The 15,578-nt window shown below is 60.1% G+C and carries 21 protein-coding genes, 3 tRNA genes and 1 pseudogene; 5 read left to right on the forward strand and 20 right to left on the reverse strand.

The genetic code is table 11. From position 1 onward, the window contains the following. Positions 1–266 precede the first annotated feature (266 nt). From FE781_RS02245 to FE781_RS02265, 6 genes are all read right to left on the reverse strand, one after another. Positions 267–340: transfer RNA gene (locus FE781_RS02245), tRNA-Ile, on the reverse strand. A 14-nt stretch (positions 341–354) separates the two neighbouring features. Continuing rightward, a tRNA-Met gene (locus FE781_RS02250) sits at positions 355–428 on the reverse strand. A gap of 150 nt (positions 429–578) precedes the next feature. After that, positions 579–651 (reverse strand) — tRNA-Val (locus FE781_RS02255). A gap of 129 nt (positions 652–780) precedes the next feature. Beyond that, complete coding sequence (locus tag FE781_RS17365) at positions 781–930, reverse strand: hypothetical protein (protein WP_170209394.1); 150 nt, start codon at positions 928–930, stop codon at positions 781–783. 37 nt (positions 931–967) lie between these two features. After that, complete coding sequence (locus FE781_RS02260) at positions 968–1,870, reverse strand: S-layer homology domain-containing protein (RefSeq protein WP_170209395.1); 903 nt, start codon at positions 1,868–1,870, stop codon at positions 968–970. A gap of 46 nt (positions 1,871–1,916) precedes the next feature. Next, positions 1,917–2,093: a DUF2524 domain-containing protein gene (locus FE781_RS02265; RefSeq protein ID WP_138788006.1), complete on the reverse strand. Its 177-nt coding sequence runs from the start codon at positions 2,091–2,093 to the stop codon at positions 1,917–1,919. Between the two features lie 151 nt (positions 2,094–2,244). Here FE781_RS02265 and mscL point away from each other — a divergent pair, with 151 nt between their 5' ends. The 5 genes and pseudogenes from mscL (at position 2,245) to FE781_RS02290 (ending at position 4,718) form a co-directional block, all read left to right on the forward strand. After that, on the forward strand, positions 2,245–2,721 hold the full coding sequence (gene mscL, locus FE781_RS02270; RefSeq protein ID WP_138788007.1) for a large-conductance mechanosensitive channel protein MscL: 477 nt from the start codon (positions 2,245–2,247) through the stop codon (positions 2,719–2,721). A gap of 39 nt (positions 2,722–2,760) precedes the next feature. Next, positions 2,761–3,102: a bacillithiol system redox-active protein YtxJ gene (gene ytxJ, locus FE781_RS02275; protein ID WP_138788008.1), complete on the forward strand. Its 342-nt coding sequence runs from the start codon at positions 2,761–2,763 to the stop codon at positions 3,100–3,102. A 116-nt stretch (positions 3,103–3,218) separates the two neighbouring features. After that, positions 3,219–3,371 (forward strand): annotated as a pseudogene (locus FE781_RS02280) (asparagine synthase); the annotation flags it as partial. Between the two features lie 284 nt (positions 3,372–3,655). Beyond that, complete coding sequence (locus FE781_RS02285) at positions 3,656–3,928, forward strand: hypothetical protein (RefSeq protein WP_138788009.1); 273 nt, start codon at positions 3,656–3,658, stop codon at positions 3,926–3,928. Positions 3,929–4,034: 106 nt separating this feature from the next. After that, positions 4,035–4,718 (forward strand): PilZ domain-containing protein, encoded by a 684-nt coding sequence (locus FE781_RS02290; protein ID WP_138788010.1) that lies wholly within the window; start codon positions 4,035–4,037, stop codon positions 4,716–4,718. Positions 4,719–4,768: 50 nt separating this feature from the next. Here FE781_RS02290 and FE781_RS02295 read toward each other — a convergent pair whose 3' ends face one another. The 14 genes from FE781_RS02295 to spoIIIAE form a co-directional block, all read right to left on the reverse strand. Then, positions 4,769–5,650: a polyprenyl synthetase family protein gene (locus FE781_RS02295; RefSeq protein WP_138788116.1), complete on the reverse strand. Its 882-nt coding sequence runs from the start codon at positions 5,648–5,650 to the stop codon at positions 4,769–4,771. Between the two features lie 71 nt (positions 5,651–5,721). Further along, positions 5,722–5,985, reverse strand: coding sequence for an exodeoxyribonuclease VII small subunit (gene xseB, locus FE781_RS02300; RefSeq protein WP_138788011.1), 264 nt, complete (start codon positions 5,983–5,985; stop codon positions 5,722–5,724). Then, positions 5,954–7,336, reverse strand: a complete 1,383-nt coding sequence (gene xseA, locus FE781_RS02305; RefSeq protein ID WP_138788012.1) for an exodeoxyribonuclease VII large subunit — start codon at positions 7,334–7,336, stop codon at positions 5,954–5,956. The genes xseB and xseA overlap by 32 nt, the downstream gene beginning before the upstream one ends. A 6-nt stretch (positions 7,337–7,342) precedes the next feature. Then, a complete protein-coding gene (gene folD, locus FE781_RS02310; RefSeq protein ID WP_138788013.1) occupies positions 7,343–8,215 on the reverse strand; it encodes a bifunctional methylenetetrahydrofolate dehydrogenase/methenyltetrahydrofolate cyclohydrolase FolD in 873 nt (290 codons plus the stop codon). Further along, entirely contained in the window at positions 8,212–8,691 is a 480-nt protein-coding gene (nusB, locus tag FE781_RS02315; RefSeq protein ID WP_138788014.1) for a transcription antitermination factor NusB, read from the reverse strand. The genes folD and nusB overlap by 4 nt, the downstream gene beginning before the upstream one ends. 161 nt (positions 8,692–8,852) lie before the next feature. Further along, complete coding sequence (locus FE781_RS02320; protein ID WP_138788015.1) at positions 8,853–9,074, reverse strand: DUF2273 domain-containing protein; 222 nt, start codon at positions 9,072–9,074, stop codon at positions 8,853–8,855. 12 nt (positions 9,075–9,086) lie between these two features. Continuing rightward, positions 9,087–9,644 (reverse strand): alkaline shock response membrane anchor protein AmaP, encoded by a 558-nt coding sequence (amaP, locus tag FE781_RS02325; protein ID WP_138788016.1) that lies wholly within the window; start codon positions 9,642–9,644, stop codon positions 9,087–9,089. A gap of 79 nt (positions 9,645–9,723) precedes the next feature. Then, complete coding sequence (locus FE781_RS02330) at positions 9,724–10,131, reverse strand: Asp23/Gls24 family envelope stress response protein (RefSeq protein WP_138788017.1); 408 nt, start codon at positions 10,129–10,131, stop codon at positions 9,724–9,726. Between the two features lie 90 nt (positions 10,132–10,221). Further along, positions 10,222–11,598, reverse strand: a complete 1,377-nt coding sequence (gene accC, locus FE781_RS02335; protein WP_138788018.1) for an acetyl-CoA carboxylase biotin carboxylase subunit — start codon at positions 11,596–11,598, stop codon at positions 10,222–10,224. A 17-nt stretch (positions 11,599–11,615) separates the two neighbouring features. Continuing rightward, positions 11,616–12,113: an acetyl-CoA carboxylase biotin carboxyl carrier protein gene (gene accB / locus FE781_RS02340; RefSeq protein WP_138788019.1), complete on the reverse strand. Its 498-nt coding sequence runs from the start codon at positions 12,111–12,113 to the stop codon at positions 11,616–11,618. Between the two features lie 221 nt (positions 12,114–12,334). Continuing rightward, complete coding sequence (locus FE781_RS17605) at positions 12,335–12,928, reverse strand: SpoIIIAH-like family protein (protein ID WP_211346283.1); 594 nt, start codon at positions 12,926–12,928, stop codon at positions 12,335–12,337. A 33-nt stretch (positions 12,929–12,961) separates the two neighbouring features. Further along, the gene (gene spoIIIAG, locus FE781_RS02350; RefSeq protein WP_138788020.1) at positions 12,962–13,594 is read right to left on the reverse strand and encodes a stage III sporulation protein AG; all 633 of its coding nucleotides are present in this window, start codon (positions 13,592–13,594) and stop codon (positions 12,962–12,964) included. An 18-nt stretch (positions 13,595–13,612) separates the two neighbouring features. Beyond that, positions 13,613–14,335 (reverse strand): stage III sporulation protein AF, encoded by a 723-nt coding sequence (gene spoIIIAF / locus FE781_RS02355; RefSeq protein WP_138788021.1) that lies wholly within the window; start codon positions 14,333–14,335, stop codon positions 13,613–13,615. Between the two features lie 25 nt (positions 14,336–14,360). Beyond that, positions 14,361–15,560 (reverse strand): stage III sporulation protein AE, encoded by a 1,200-nt coding sequence (gene spoIIIAE / locus FE781_RS02360; RefSeq protein WP_138788022.1) that lies wholly within the window; start codon positions 15,558–15,560, stop codon positions 14,361–14,363. Positions 15,561–15,578 lie beyond the last annotated feature (18 nt).

Below are 15,578 nucleotides of genomic sequence, written 5' to 3' on the forward strand. Positions count from 1 at the left end.
TAATCGTACGCCCTTCCGATCTCGACTCTAAGCCTCCTTCCTTCTTTGTATAAGTGTAACATTCCTGACGGTGGATGCCCCGCCGTTCCTCATGGCCGGTCTGTAGACAGTACACGGCCCATATGCGGTTCCGCCAGTTAATCGCTTCGTACTTCCTTCAGCCGCAGCTCATCGGCGCGCTTGCGAACGCAAAACGCCATATGCCATTCACCCCAAGGGGTAAAGACATATGGCGTTTTGCGCCGGATCGACCGCGTGTATTCATATGGGCCCTGCAGGACTCGAACCTGCGACCAATCGGTTATGAGCCGACCGCTCTAACCAACTGAGCTAAGGGCCCGGCTGCCATTATAATTGCGGGGACAGGATTTGAACCTGCGACCTTCGGGTTATGAGCCCGACGAGCTACCGGACTGCTCCACCCCGCGTCGTTTAAGAGACAACATACAATAACTTACCATAACAAACGGAATGAGTCAAGATTGTTCCCGGAAAATATTTTCGCCGAACCGGCTTCCTTTCACCCGCGAAGCGGGTCGGCGAAACAAGAAACCCTTGCTTCGCAAGGGTTTCTCCGATGATCTGTAGTGGGCTCGAACCACTGACCCCCACCCTGTCAAGATGGTGCTCTCCCAGCTGAGCTAACAGATCATGTCCGATTTCCGTCCGCCGTTCGCGGCGACAAGTAGTATAATACTTTAACCGCATGGCCGGTGTCAACCATTTTATCCAAAAAAATTGCAAATAAATCGGAGCGGCAAATTTATGCCGCTCCGGTTGTCAGTTTTCTTCGCGTTTGCCGATTGCTCCGGCCTTGGCGTTTTCCGCGGGATCGTTCTCAAGCGTGTCGTTCACGAAGGCCATATCCTGGTTTTCGGCCTCCATATGATTGGTTCCCTTGTAGTTGCCCTTGTGCGTCTTGTTCTCCATGAGGGCTGCGCTCCCTTCCCGCCGGGCGCCCCGGATCTCAGTTCAACTGGACCGTCTCCAGCTTGTACCGAGCGTCCACGTAGGTAACGGCCTCGGCTTTCGTAATGACTTGCGGATACATTTTATCCGGATCGGGCTCGATCACGCGGTAACCGATAACCGCGACGTTGTCGACGGTGAATCGGACCGATTCGATCCGCAGCCCGTATCCCGGATTCGGCAGATCGGCGGACAAAACGACTTTGTTGACATCCTTTGTGACGGCTTCTGTTTTCACGGACACCTCGTATTGCTTCACAGGTTGCTGCTGCCGCTTTTCGACGAACCGGATCGCGTCATGCACCCATACGGCGGCTTCCGCCCGGGTAATCGCTTCCTTCGGCCGGAAACGTCCATCTTCGTCAACCTTGCCGATCTTCGTAATCAGAAGCTTCTGGATGGCGTTCATTTTCTCCGGGGTTACGTCCTTTTCGTCCGCGATCGTCATATAGATCATCGGAAACGCGTATTTCCCTTTCGTGTCGACCGCAGCGATAAGCCACTCTGCGAATTGCTCCCGGGTCAGTTCGGCCGTCGGATCGATATCGCGCGGAATCGGCACGCCATTAAGCGCCGCGATAACGAAATCTTCCGCGTACCAGGCGTCGTTCGCTACGTAATCGAACGAATCACTGGCTTGAGGCTGTTTGACGAACGTAAAGCCCGCCAGGCTCAGATCGAAAGCCTTGACCAGCAAATGCACGCCCTGCGCCGCGGTTAATTTGCTTTTCGGGGCGAACTGATGGTCCGTCACCCCGTTAATCAAACCTCGTTGCTTCAGTTCCAGCAGCTTTTTTTCTCCGGGCAAGCCCTTTACATCGTCGAACGCCGCGGCGCTGCCGCTGAATACGAGTCCCGCGCTCAACAAAATGCTTGTCAACATCCCTGCTTTCTTATTCAACGGGATCACCTCCATTTCTCCAGACGTGCCCCCGTTGGAAAATGTTTCAGTGGATGCCGCATTTATTGCGGATAAAGGCCATTTCGTTCTCCAGCCTGTTCAGTTCCTGCTGAGCCTGCGGGCTTTCGTCTCCGCTTCCCCTAAGCCTCGCGATTTCTAGCTTGAGCCGATGCAGATCGTCCCCGGCGTTGGCGCAATCGTACGAGCTGTCGTTGGGCGTCATGCGTCCCCCTCCTTTCCGGGCGTGCCCTTCCCGTTTAACCCGCCCCGTTTAGTTTGAGGGAAGCGTAAGCGTCCTATTCACGATTGGTTTTGCTATCGGCTTTGTAGTATGATGATAGAGGATAACCGTCGGACATGAAGGGGAGTCGCACATGCTTAAGGATTTCAAAAAATTCGTCATGCGGGGCAACGTACTGGATTTGGCGGTCGGGGTTATTATCGGAACGGCCTTCGGCAAAATCGTCAATTCGTTGGTCAATGACATACTGATGCCGCCTCTCGGCATGTTGACCGGCAAAGTCGATTTTACGAATTTATTTATAACATTGTCCGGGGAAGCGCAAGATACGCTGGAGAAGACGAAGCAGACGAACGCGATTACGATCAATTACGGACTTTTTCTCAATAATGTGGTGCAGTTTTTGATTATGGCTTTTGTCATTTTCCTGATCGTGCGTTACGCAAACAAGCTGACCCAGCGGTTTCTTCCGGATCAGCCCGAAGCCAAGCCGCTGACCAAGGAATGCCCGTACTGCTGCTCGCAAATTCCGGTGAAGGCGACCCGGTGCTCGCACTGCACGTCGCATTTGCCCAGCGATTCTTTGCACACCAGCACTCCCGTCTGTTAACACCAAATGTCCCGATAGCGAAAAAGGAGAGAGTGCCTCATGCGAACTTATCGAGAAATTACGACCGTCGAAGAATGGAAGCAAACGCTGGAATCGACGGAATCCCGCCCCGTCCTGCTGCTGAAGCACAGCACGCGGTGTCCCGTTAGCGCCAGCGCTCTGGAGGAATTCGAAGCGTATCTGAAGGATAAACCGCGCGAAGACATCGATTACGCCATCGTGCTCGTCGTCGAATCGCGCCCCGTGTCCAACCAGATCGCGGAGGATTTGGGAGTCAAGCATGAGTCGCCGCAGATCATCCTGATCGATAAAAAGAAGTCGTACTGGAACGCTTCCCACTGGGCCGTCACGACCAAACATATCCGGGCTGTATTGGATTAACCGCTCGGGAGCTCCGAGGTTCCCGTTCTCGACCAGCCAGCGATTGACGGGTATGACGGGACAACCCGCAGGCGACTCTAAGGATGTCTTCTCAAGACACCGAAGGAGGAATGGGCATGCGGGAAGGCTTATGGCCAACGGTCCTGGGGACGGTCGTCACGGCCGCCGGAGCAGGCCTGCTGCGCCGCAACAAGACGGCGGCAACCGGATTATTGGGATTTGGGTTGGCTCACGTGCTGTTAGGCGCGCTGGACTTGTCCGAACGGCGCAAACCGATGGGGATCTGGAACCGGATCGCCCGGAGGACGATGCGGCTGACCCGTCTCCAACCGCTCTGGAAGCCGATTCTGAACGGGTGGAGAGGATAATCGCAATAATAAGACAAAAGGACGGGCTCCCCGTCCTTTTGTCTTACCTGCCGCGGCGCTGACATGAAAAAGCCGGACGGCGCATATATTGAATTTCGTGTCGCCAATGCGGGTAACCGGATATCGGTCGATGGGTTGCGGGGGGGGGGGTTCTCTTCATCCAAATCCAGAGAGGTGACAAGAGATTGAATCAGTCTGATCTGAATTTTTACCGGCCTCAACTCGTTGAGACGGTGTCGGGCAAATGGGTTCGAGTTCCCCACGACTTTGAGAAACGCACCTGCCTAATCGAGCTGCCTCACGGCATGCTGATTCACGTTCAGGCGTCCTGCGGCATTGTGGAGCTGTATTCAGTCGATCCGGAAGGGTATTACGTGAAGACGGGCGCCATCGACCTGTTCGCCCAGTTTCGAACGTCGGGCCATTCGAGATTGGAGCAGCTTCCCAACGGCGGCTGAGCGTCCGGCCGAAGCGTGAGAACGGGTCTCGGGTTTGGGTTGATGCATCCTCCCCCTGTCTGGTATATTGAGAGAGAAATGTTTCCATTCGGGAGGCTGTGTCGCTTTGAACTCGACAACCATGAGCGCCGATTTGGTAGGACGCAGCGTCATGCTGGAGATCGCCGGATTCGTATCGACCGGCATCGTCTCGCACATTGAAGGCGACATTATCGAAATCGACAACGACAACGCCGAGACCTATGGGTTGGGCCAGTCGGCGAAGGTCGTGATTTACGCCAAGGGCGGCCTTATTAATTTTGAATCGGCAATTGTCGGCAAAACGGCCGGCACGGTCATTATTCTCAATCCGCCGGAAATCAAAAACAGTTCGCTGCAGCGCCGGCAAAACTTCAGGGTGTCAGTCTCGATCCAAGGTACGGTTGATTCCATAATTGACGGGAAAGGCATCCCTCTCGTTCTGGATCAGCCGGTTCCGATTCATGTGCTGGATATCGGTCTGGGAGGCATTGCTTTCCATATCCCGGAATACGAATTAAACCCCGGCTCCGTTCTGAAAGCGGAACTGCCGATCGGAGAGCAGGTGGAAAGCTATCATCTGCTCGTGCTCCATTCGAGGACGGGGGAAGGCAACCTTCGGGTTCACGGCTGCAAGTTTCAGTCGATTAGCGACGAACAACTGCAGACTTTGTACGCCTTCACGCTCGGCGAACAGATCCGGGCCCGCCTGGAGATCCGCAAGCGGGGACTGGTCCCGCAAGGCAGTTTAACCGATGAAACATACGGATAGCGCAAAACAGCCCCGCTGCGCAGGGCTGTTTTTTGTTGCTGCCGGTCCCGTCAATGATCCCGGTTCATCAAATATTGCGCGAACTCCAGAAGCCGGCCGGGCTTCGCGAACCCCGCTCCGGCAACGGCGTCGACGGCTGCTTGCGTCAACTGCCCGACCTTTTCGCGAGACGCTTCCAGCCCGATGAAATAAGGATAAGTCACCTTCTGCTGCTTCTCATCGCTGTGCAGCGGCTTGCCCAGCTTGCTCTCATCGCCGGTCAAATCGAGGATGTCGTCCTGAATCTGGAATGCCAGGCCCAGCGATCGGCCGAACAGGGTCAACGCTTCCAATTGCGTTTCCGTCGCGCGCCCGATCCGTGCGCCGGCGCGAAGCGAGCAGACGATCAGGTCAGCCGTTTTATGCAGATGGATATACTCCAGCTCTTCCAGCTTCGTCACGCCCTGCTCGCCCAGCATATCGGCCGCCTGACCGCCGACCATACCCCGGGCGCCCGCGTAAGCCGACAGCTCCGACACGAGCGCCAGCGCATGCGGCGCGTCCAGACCGCTGGCCGCAGCCGCTTCCGACATCGTATAAAATGCATGAGTAAGCAGGCCGTCTCCGGCGAGAATCGCCATCGCTTCCCCGTACACCTTGTGATTGGTCGGACGGCCCCGGCGGAAATCGTCGTTGTCCATGGCCGGCAGATCGTCATGAATCAGCGAATACGTGTGAATCATCTCGATCGCGCAACCCGCCAGCAGCGCGGCTTTCGGCACGAATGCGGCGCCCGTCGCCTCGGCGGCCGCCAGAACGAGCAGCGGCCGCAGCCGCTTGCCGCCCGCCAGCAGCGAGTAATACATCGCGTCCTTCAGCCGCTCGGGCACGTTCCACTCGGCCGGGATCGACTCGGCGAGCGCGCTTTCGATAAGCGCGACGCGCTCTTTCATATATTCGGAGAACGGCAATTTGCCGTCATCGTAACCAACGGCGGCGGCGCCTCCGTTCTGCACTCCTGCTGTCATCTCCGGTCCCCGCTTTCCTCCGGCGACAGAAACGGTTTGCGGACGACGGTTCCGTCCGGCGTTTCCATCAATTGCTCGATTTTTCTTTCCACCTGTTCCAGCTTGTCTCCGCACAGGCGGGACAGCCGCATCCCTTCCTGAAACAATTCGATGGCCGCCTCAAGCGGCACATCCCCGCTCTCCAGCCGGTTCACGATCTGTTCCAGTTGGTCCATCGCCTCTTCAAAGCTAAGCGTCTTGTCGTCCTTCGGCTTCTCCATGCTCCCACTCCTCCAGCTTCCATACGTGACAATCCAGCTTCCCGTCGGTCAAACGAATTTTCAAAATGTCGCCCAACTGCACTTGACGGACGGAGTTGATCAAGGTCCGTTCCTTCTCGTCGTACGCGATCGCGTAACCTCTCTGCATCACCTTCAACGGACTGAGCGCATCGAGATGCCGCAGCGACGACAGCCAAGCCGCGCGCTTCTCCTTCACGGCAGCCGCGGCGGCGGTCTGCAGCCGGTGCTCCAGCTCCCGGATGCGCGAACGATGCAGGGCCGCGCGGCCCTCCGGCGTCTGTCCGGCGAGCCGCCGCGACAGACGCAGAAGCCGTTCGCGGGATCGGGCGGAGCGCTCCGCCAGACGGTACGCCATCCGCTCGCGGAGACGGTCGAGCCGTTCGGCGGGCTGCCGCAGCAGCCGGTGCGGCTGCGTCAACGCGGGCGAACGGGCCAATCTCGCCAGCCGTTCGCGCTCGCCCCTGAGCCGTCCGATGAGGCCCTGCTCCAGCCTGCGCCTGAACTGCGACAGTTGGGCCTTCAGCTCCAGCACGTGCGGCACGGCCAGCTCGGCCGCGGCTGTCGGTGTCGCCGCCCGCAGATCGGCGACGAAGTCCGCGATCGTAAAATCCGTCTCGTGCCCGACCGCGGAGATGACCGGAATCGAGGAAGCGGCGATCGCCCGCGCCACAAGCTCCTCGTTAAACGCCCACAGCTCTTCCAGCGAACCGCCGCCGCGCCCGACGATCATCACATCGACTTCGCCCAGCCGGTTCAACACTTCGATCGCTCTCGCGATCGACGGCGCGGCCTGCTCGCCCTGCACCAGCACCGGGAACAGAACGACCCGAACCTGCGGATAACGGCGCCCGAGCGTCGTCAAAATATCGCGGATGGCGGCTCCCGTCGGAGAGGTGACGACCCCGATTGCCGAAGGAAACCGGGGAATCGGCCGTTTGCGGCTCGGGTCGAACAGCCCTTCCGCCGCAAGCTTGCTTTTCAACTGTTCGAACGCCAGGTACAGGCTGCCCAGCCCGTCGGGCTGCATCTCCCGCACGTAAAACTGGTATTGCCCATCCCGTTCGTAGATCGAGACGCTTCCCCTGGCCAGCACCTTCATTCCTTCGCGGGGAGCAAAAGCCAACCGGGACGCGTTGGACGCGAACTGGATGCATTTGATGCGGCTGTCGGCATCCTTCAGCGTAAAATAAAGATGGCCGCTCGTGTGGCGCGTGAAGTTCGAGATTTCTCCCTTCACCCAGACGTCCGCAAGCCGCGGGTCGCCTTCCAGCTTGAGTTTGATGTATCGCGTCAGCTCCTTGACCGTCAGCGCCGAAGCCGTTCCGCTCATGCGGGATCAGCCCCGTCCGGCTTTGCCCGAGGCCAGCGCGCGGCCCGCGGCTTCCACCGTATTTTTCATCAGCATCACGATGGTCATCGGTCCGACGCCGCCAGGCACCGGGGTCAGCACACCCGCCGTCTCGGCCACGTCGTCGGCCTTCACGTCGCCGCAAAGCGTGCCGTCCTCCCGGCGGTGTATGCCGACGTCGACGACGACGGCGCCTGGCTTCACATAGGTGCGGTCGATCAATTCCGGTTTGCCCGCGGCGACGACAAGAATGTCCGCTTGCCGCGTAATGGACGCCAGATCCGGCGTGCGGGAATGGGTGATCGTCACCGTCGCGTGCTCGCGAAGCAGCAGCAGCGCGACGGGCTTGCCGACGATGTTGCTGCGGCCGACGACAACCGCATGCTTGCCGGCGATCTCGATTCCCCCGCGCTTCAGCATCTCGATTACGCCGGCCGGCGTACACGGCAGCAGACAGTCGTCGCCGATCGCGAGATTGCCGACGTTCACCGGATGGAAGCCGTCCACGTCCTTCGAAGGGTGAATCGCATCGATCACGTTCTTTTCTTTGATATGCTTCGGAAGCGGCAGTTGCACCAGAATCCCGTGTATCCGGTCGTCGCGGTTCAGCCGGTCGATCAGGCCGAGCAGCTCGGCTTCCTCCGTCTCGGCCGGCAATCGGTACACTTCGGAATGCATGCCGAGCTCGAGGCATGTTTTCGCTTTTTTGTTGACGTACACTTGGGATGCGGGGTCATCCCCGACGAGCACGACCGCCAAGCCCGGCTGCACGCCCGCCTTCGTCAGCCGTTCGATCTCGGGGCGGAGCGATTCCCGAATCTCCTTCGCGATTTTGGTTCCGCTGAGCCATGTTGCCGTCATGGTTTCTCCTCCTCGTATGACTGCTGTCTAACCCGATCCTTGAGCTGATCCAGATGCTTGATCATCGCGCCGAGCACGCCGTTGACGAACTTGCCGGATTCTTCCGAACCGAACTGCTTGACCAGTTCGATCGCTTCGTTAATGACTACCTTGGGCGGAACGTCGTCCCGGTACACCATCTCATACGTCGCCATCCGGAGCACCTGGCGGTCGATGCGGGCTAGCCGGTCCGTCCGCCAGCCCTTCAGATAACCGCTCAGCATGCTGTCGATCTCGGCCTGGCGGGAAACCGTTCCCTCCACCAGCTCCAGAATGTAGTCTTCCGAGATCGGCTCCTTGCCGATCGACACCTGTCCCTCGTTATCCCCCAATGCTTCCTCCACCGCGACCCTTACCGCCTCGCGCGGCGCGGCTTCGGCCAATTCCACCTGATACAAGCTCTGCAGGGCGATTTCCCTGGCCAATCTGCGTTTCATTACGACAACCCTTCCTGTTCACGGGCTTAGAACCTTGATTTAACCGCCAGCCCTAACTCTTGCTTGTCCCTTATACGATTCCCGACAGCTCCAACGATAAAAAGCGAACCCCGAGAACCGGCTTTTGCATATGATCCGACTGCAAAGTCCATTCCCGGGGTTCAGCGAAACCAGCGCCAGCTCCCCCTCAACCACTCCAGCCATTCCGACAAAGGGATGAAAGGTTCGCCGCGATCCGATTTATGTCCGAAATAATATCCAAGGAACAGAATAACGCCTACTACCAGCATATCCCAAAAACCGAAAAACAAATACACGACCGACAACAAGAGGCCGGCCGCCACTCCGATCGTTTTGCCGATGTGACCCTCGAACCGGTTCATCCGCGCCCACCTCTATTCCACACGGCTGCGGAACGTTTGGGACGGAACGACATTGGCGACGTACACGCCGACGCTCGATACCGGGATGCCCGTAATGTCTTCCACGTGCTGTTTGACGGCCCGCTGCGTCTCCTCCGTCAATTCCGGGATCGAAGTTTCCCCGTCCACCAATGTGCGGATGACGATGTCGATGCCGGATTCGCTGACGGAGATCCGGGCCTTGAGATCCTTCAGCCCGCGCTGCCGGGACGCCGCCTTCAGCGCCAGATTCTCGACCGTGTCCAACGAGATGCGGATATCGCCGACATCCGTCCGCTGGTCGATCGAGGGGGCTTGTCCGCGTCCGCTGCGCAGCGTCAAATACAAAAAGCGGAACGTCGCGAGCAGCATCAGCAACGATACGGTAACGGTCGGCGCCATCACCGCGGCGTCCGTATACAGATTGCGGGTCCACGCATATACATCGTCCAGCGGAATCCACGCAAACGAGAGGATCAGCGCGAACAACGCCGCGGCGCCTGCAATCAGGCTGTAGAAAAACAACAACAGCTTGTCAAACACCTTTGCCATATACGCTTCATCCTCCCTATTCGGAGAAAACCCCCGGCCGAATGACAGGGGGTTCTCCGGTTGAGACGGTTGCCCGCGATTATTTCAGCCGGCTCGCCTGCTCCGGTTCTTCCGTTTTCTCCGCGGCTTTGAATTGCACGTCGTGCACGTGGACGTTCACTTCCACGACGGTCAACCCCGTCATCGATTCGATGGCATGCTTGACGTTATGCTGAATGCGTCCGGCGACCTCGGGAATCCGATGGCCGAACTCGATGACGATCGAGACGTCCACGGCCGCTTCGCGCTGGCCGACCTCGACCTTCACGCCCTTGGACAAATTTTTGCGTCCGAGCAGTTCGGCGATGCCGCCCGCGATGCCGCCGCTCATGCCGGCGACTCCTTCGACCTCGACCGCCGCAAGACCGGCGATAACCTCGATCACTTCCGGAGCGATCTGAATGGTTCCGATATCCGTTCTTTCGTAGTCCTGGGACACGGTGTTCATCCTGCACACCTCCTGTGAGTATGTCGCGCCTCGCCCGGCGCGCCCCTGAACTTACTATACCATCCGCCCGGGACGGTGACAAACCTTTCCTTAACGCACGTTCGCCAATTCCGACCGGGGAGCGTTCACATCGTGCTCCTCCAGGAATTTGATGTCGAACGTTCCGTCCAGGAACACCGGGTGGTCGAGCACCTTCAGGTGGAACGGAATCGTCGTATGCACGCCGCTTACGGCGAATTCGGCCAGCGCCCGCTTCATCCGGGCGATCGCTTCATCGCGCGTCGGACCCCAGACGATCAGCTTGGCGACCATCGAATCGTAATGCGGCGGGATGACGTAGCCGGGATAAGCGGCGCTGTCGACCCGCACGCCGATTCCCCCCGGCGGCAGGTAGAACTGAATCTGTCCCGGCGACGGCATAAAGTTGCGGTCCGGATCTTCCGCGTTGATGCGGCATTCGATCGCCCAGCCGTCGAACCGGATATCCTCTTGCGCGAACGGCAGCGGATGCCCTTCGGCGACGCGGATCATCTCCTTGATCAGATCGACGCCCGTGATCATCTCCGTGACCGGATGCTCCACCTGAATCCGGGTGTTCATCTCCATGAAGTAGAACTGGCCGTCGGGTCCCAGCAAAAATTCCAGCGTGCCCGCGCCCGCGTACCCGACCGCCTTCGCCGCGCGCACCGCGGCTTCGCCCATGCGCTTGCGGATGTCCGGCGTCAGGATCGGACACGGCGCTTCTTCGATCAGCTTCTGGCGTCTGCGCTGGACCGAGCAGTCCCGCTCGCCCAGATGGACGACATTGCCGTGTTTGTCCGCGAGAATCTGGATCTCGACGTGCTTCATGCCCGTCAAATATTTCTCCAGGTACACGCCGGCGTTGCCGAACGCGCTCTGCGCTTCCTGTTGGGCGGTCGTGATCTGCTTGACCAGCTCCTCCTCGCTGTTGGCGAGACGGATGCCTTTGCCTCCGCCGCCGGCGGTTGCTTTGATGATGAGGGGATATCCGATCTCCCGGCCGATCCGCACGGCTTCGTCCAGATCCTGGACGATTCCGTCCGAGCCCGGAATGATCGGCACGCCGGCCGCCTTCATCGTCGCTTTGGCCTCGGACTTGTCGCCCATTTTGCTGATCGCTTCCGGCGACGGCCCGATAAAGGTGATGTTGCAGCTTTCGCAGATTTCCGCGAAGTCCGCGTTCTCCGCGAGGAAGCCGTAGCCGGGGTGAATCGCGTCCACGCCCGTCAGCGTCGCCACGCTCATCAGGTTCGTGATGTTCAGGTAGCTGTCCTTGGAAGCCGTAGGTCCGATGCAATAAGCTTCGTCGGCCAGACGCACGTGCAGCGCATCCCGGTCAGCCTCCGAATAGACGGCTACCGTCTGGATGCCCAGCTCGCGGCAAGCGCGGATAATCCGGACGGCGATTTCGCCGCGATTGGCGATGAGTACTTTTTGAAACTTCAATCCGCTTCCCTCCCGGGTCATTCCGGCTTCACGAGGAACAGAGGCTGGCCGTACTCGACCAACTGCCCGTTCTCGACAAGCACTTCCACGATTTCGCCCTTGACCTCGGCTTCGATCTCGTTCATCAGCTTCATCGCTTCGATAATGCACACGACCGTTTTCTCATTCACGCGGTCTCCGACCGATACGAACGCCGGCGCGCCCGGAGATGGCGCACGGTAGAACGTGCCGACCATCGGCGAGACAATCCGGTGCAGATTGTCCGCCGCGGCTTTGGCCGGTGCGGATGCTTCGGCCACGGGCTGAGCCGCCGGCGCGGACGGAGCCGGCGCCTGAACGACGGCCGGGGCCTGCTGATAGACGGGCGCCGCCTGCTGCACGGGAATCACGACAGGTTCCGATTTGGACGGCTTGCGGATCGTCAGACGCGAGCCCTCATGCTCGATTTCCAATTCTTGAACGGAAGTTTGGTCGAGCAGCTTGACCAATTCCTTGATTTCGCTGATTTTAAACATCCGTTTCGCTCCTTAAGGACGAGATGCCGAAAGCGGCCGCCGCGCCGGACTGCAGGCCCGGCGGCATGGCTCCGCTTCGCTGCGCTAGCTTGGGACTAGCGGGTATGTAACGTTAGTATTATATCATAAACGAAAGAAATGGAAAGGGTCCATCCGGAACCGCTTCCGAATGGACGCCACCCGCCTTGCCCAGCCGTCCCGCCTCGGCCCCCGGAGGACGTCTAGTTGACCAGTTTGACCGAGATTTGCTCCGGACGCGCCTTCAGTTCCTTCATGACCATAACCGCGATGCTTGCCACTTCGCTTTTTTCGATGGTCGGCTCGTTCAGGTACACCGTCCATTTTCCGCTGTCCTGCACGACGGCCGCGTCGGCGAACTGGTAGTCGGCCATCAGCGTGTCTTCCAGATGATCGATGATTTGCTCCTGCTGCTCCAGCAGGTCAATCTCTTCCCGCGCTTTCGCCGTCTCCTCTTTGGTTTTCTTCGTGTCCGACAAGATGGCGCTCAGTTGTTCGACACGTTTGGACAGCGCTTCGCGGTGCTGGGATTTGAGGCTGCTGATCAGCTCCGCGCCGCTGTGGGCTTTGGCCTGCGCCTGCTTCAGAATTTCCGACTCACTCTGGCCTGCCGCCGCCTTGAGGGCGTCCGCCTGGGCTTTGTCCAGCTCGGAAGCGTCGATCTGGATCTCCTCGACGTTCACCGTCTCCGCCGGGGCCGATTCGGACATGTCCTCCGTAAACAAGTAATAAGCGGACAGCACCACCATCAGACTGAGCATCGACACCAGCCATACCGTTTGGCGTTTTGCGTTCATTGCGAAATCCTCCCTTTCCCGGATCGGGTTGATTTATTGTTTTCGGGGCAGTACCGAAATCCGGTGAGCCGGCACGTCCAGCCCCCGGCTGACCGCCTCGCTGAGCATCAGCTTCACCGTCGGATTTTCCGCGCCGCGGGCGACCACGATGACGCCCCTGACCTTCGGTTTGATCGTTTTGACGACGACGGGCGTCTGGGTGCCGGACTGCTCGGCGAACAGCGCTTCGCCCTCTCGGGTGATATTGCTCGTCTGCCGGCTCGTGCCGTTGGTGTCCCGCTCGTCGATCGTTTGCTGCGTGTCCCGGTTATTTTGCTGGAGCACCATCTCCTCGGTGGACTCCAGCGTGACCGCGACATCCACCTCTCCGACGCCGACGATTTTCTCAAGCAGCGTCTTCAGCTTCTCCTGATAGATCCGCTCCGTTTCGCGGAACCGGTCGGCCGCCGCCTGTTCGTCCGCCGATTGCGCCGCGCCCGTCTGCGGAGAGGCGCGCGGCGGGCCGCCGATCGGGGCGACGTCCTTCCAGGCGAAGTCGCTGAGCAGCATAAACGCCGCGCCGCCCAACCCTGCCAGCAGCAGCCAACGGAACACCGCGACCCGTCTGCCTCCGCCGCCATCGCCGCCGCCGATCGTTTTCTCCAGCCGATTCAACCAATTCGCCATCTAATCCGCCTCCTCTCCTTAACGCTCGCGCCGAATGTCGATCCGGTCGGGCGGCAGCGCCCACGCGGACGCCAATTCCCGGCGCAGCCGGTCGATCCCGTCGCCGCCGGCCGCCGGCGCGGCGGCGGCCGGCACGCTCCGTTCCGCCTGTTCCGCAGCGGAGCCGGCCGCGCCCGGATTCGCCGGAGCGACCGGTTCGACGCGAACCGGTTCGACCCGGAGGCCGCCCGGGGGCGATGCGCCGCCCGCGCCGGCTTGAGCCGGCTTCGAAGCGGCGGCCAGCACTACCTCGATGCGCTGCAGCTCCGGCTCGCCGTTGCGGTTCGAGCCGACGCGGACCCGCACATCGACCGGGACGGCCGCCGGGTCCGCCGCCGCCACTTGCCCGCGCACCAGATCGGCGATTCTCGCCTCGACCAGTTCGGCCGTCCGCTGCTCCTGCGAGCGCTTGAGCCGCTCCGCCTCCCGGAACACGGCTTCGAGCGCCGGCATGGTCTCCGCTTGCGGAACGGCCGTGCCGGCCGCCGCCAAATTCTCGACCGATCCCATCAGGCGGCGCTCGTCCCATGCGCCCTGAAACAGCTTGACCAGCGGCGAGAGCAGCACCAGCAGCACGAACAGCGACAGCACCGTCCGGGCGTACTTGCGAAACGTCTGATTCGGCAGAAGCATGTCCGCAAAAGTCGCCAAGATGACCACGAGGATCACCTGCTTCAGCCAAGTCCCGAGCATTTCCATCATCCATCCCGCCTTCCCCGAGGCCCCGCTACCGGACCATCACGGCCAGATTGCCCGCAGCGATAATCATCGTAATCGCCAGGAAAAACATCAGGCCGACGGCCGCCAGCGCCGCAAACACGTAATTCATGCTTTTGCCGATCGTCTGCAGGCACCCGATGATGGGGCTGTCTCCGAGCGGCTGCAGCACGGCGGCGGCCAAGTGGTAGATGAGCGCGATCGCAAGAATCTTGACCGCCGGGAACGCGCACAGCAGCAGCAGGATGACGACCCCCGCCAGGCCGACGGCGTTTTTGACAAGCAGCGACGCGCCCAGCACGGTGTCGGTGGCGTCGGAGAACATCCGGCCGACAACCGGCACGAAGTTGCTGGTCACGTATTTGGCCGTCCGGATCGTCATGCCGTCCGTGATCGCCCCCGTTGCACCCTTGACCGATACGACTCCGAGGAATACCGTCACGAACGTCCCCAGGACGAGCATGCTTCCGTTGCGCAGCAAATTGGCGAGCGCCGTGACCTTGAATTTGTCGCTCATCGCGCTGACGATATGAAGCAGCGCGGAGAAGAACAGCAGCGGGAACACAAAAGCGTAGATAAGCGCGCCCGTCACATGAACCATAAATACCACCATCGGGTGCAGGATGGCGGCCGACGCGATATTGCCCATCGACGCGAGCAGCGCCAGCAGCATCGGGACCATCGCCACCATGAAATGGGTCATGCCCGATATCGCGCCTTTGGCGTATTGGATCGCCAGACCGAAGCTGTGCACCGCCACGAGAATCAGCGCCAGGTAGCAGATCATGTACGCGATTTGACCGACGTTGTTTTTCTCGAAGGCGCTCTGCATCGTCTCGAGCACCATGCTGAACACGGTCAGCAGGACGAGGGAGATCAGCAGCCTGCCGCTGCCGATCAATTCGCTGAACAAGTACCGCAGCAGCCCCGACAGCACGCCCCCGATCGACCATTGCCCGTTTTCTCCGAGCAGCATGTCCTTAAACCCGATTTGGCCGCCCTGGGGCAGATACGATCCGTATTCGGTCGTCAGCCCCCGCCAGTAATTCTCCATCGGCGTCAGGTCCAGCTCCCCGGATTGGCGCTCCGTCAGTTCCCGAACCTGACGCTCCGGAGGCGCCTGCGACGTCTCGGGGGAAGCGGCGGACGCGCTCCAGGGAAATCCCGCGAACAGGGCGATGGCCAGTCCGACAGCCGCAATCCATCTCACGCCGCATCCCCCTCTTCG

This window comes from Paenibacillus thermoaerophilus (genome assembly GCF_005938195.1).
Lineage (GTDB): Bacteria > Bacillota > Bacilli > Paenibacillales > Reconciliibacillaceae > Paenibacillus_W > Paenibacillus_W thermoaerophilus.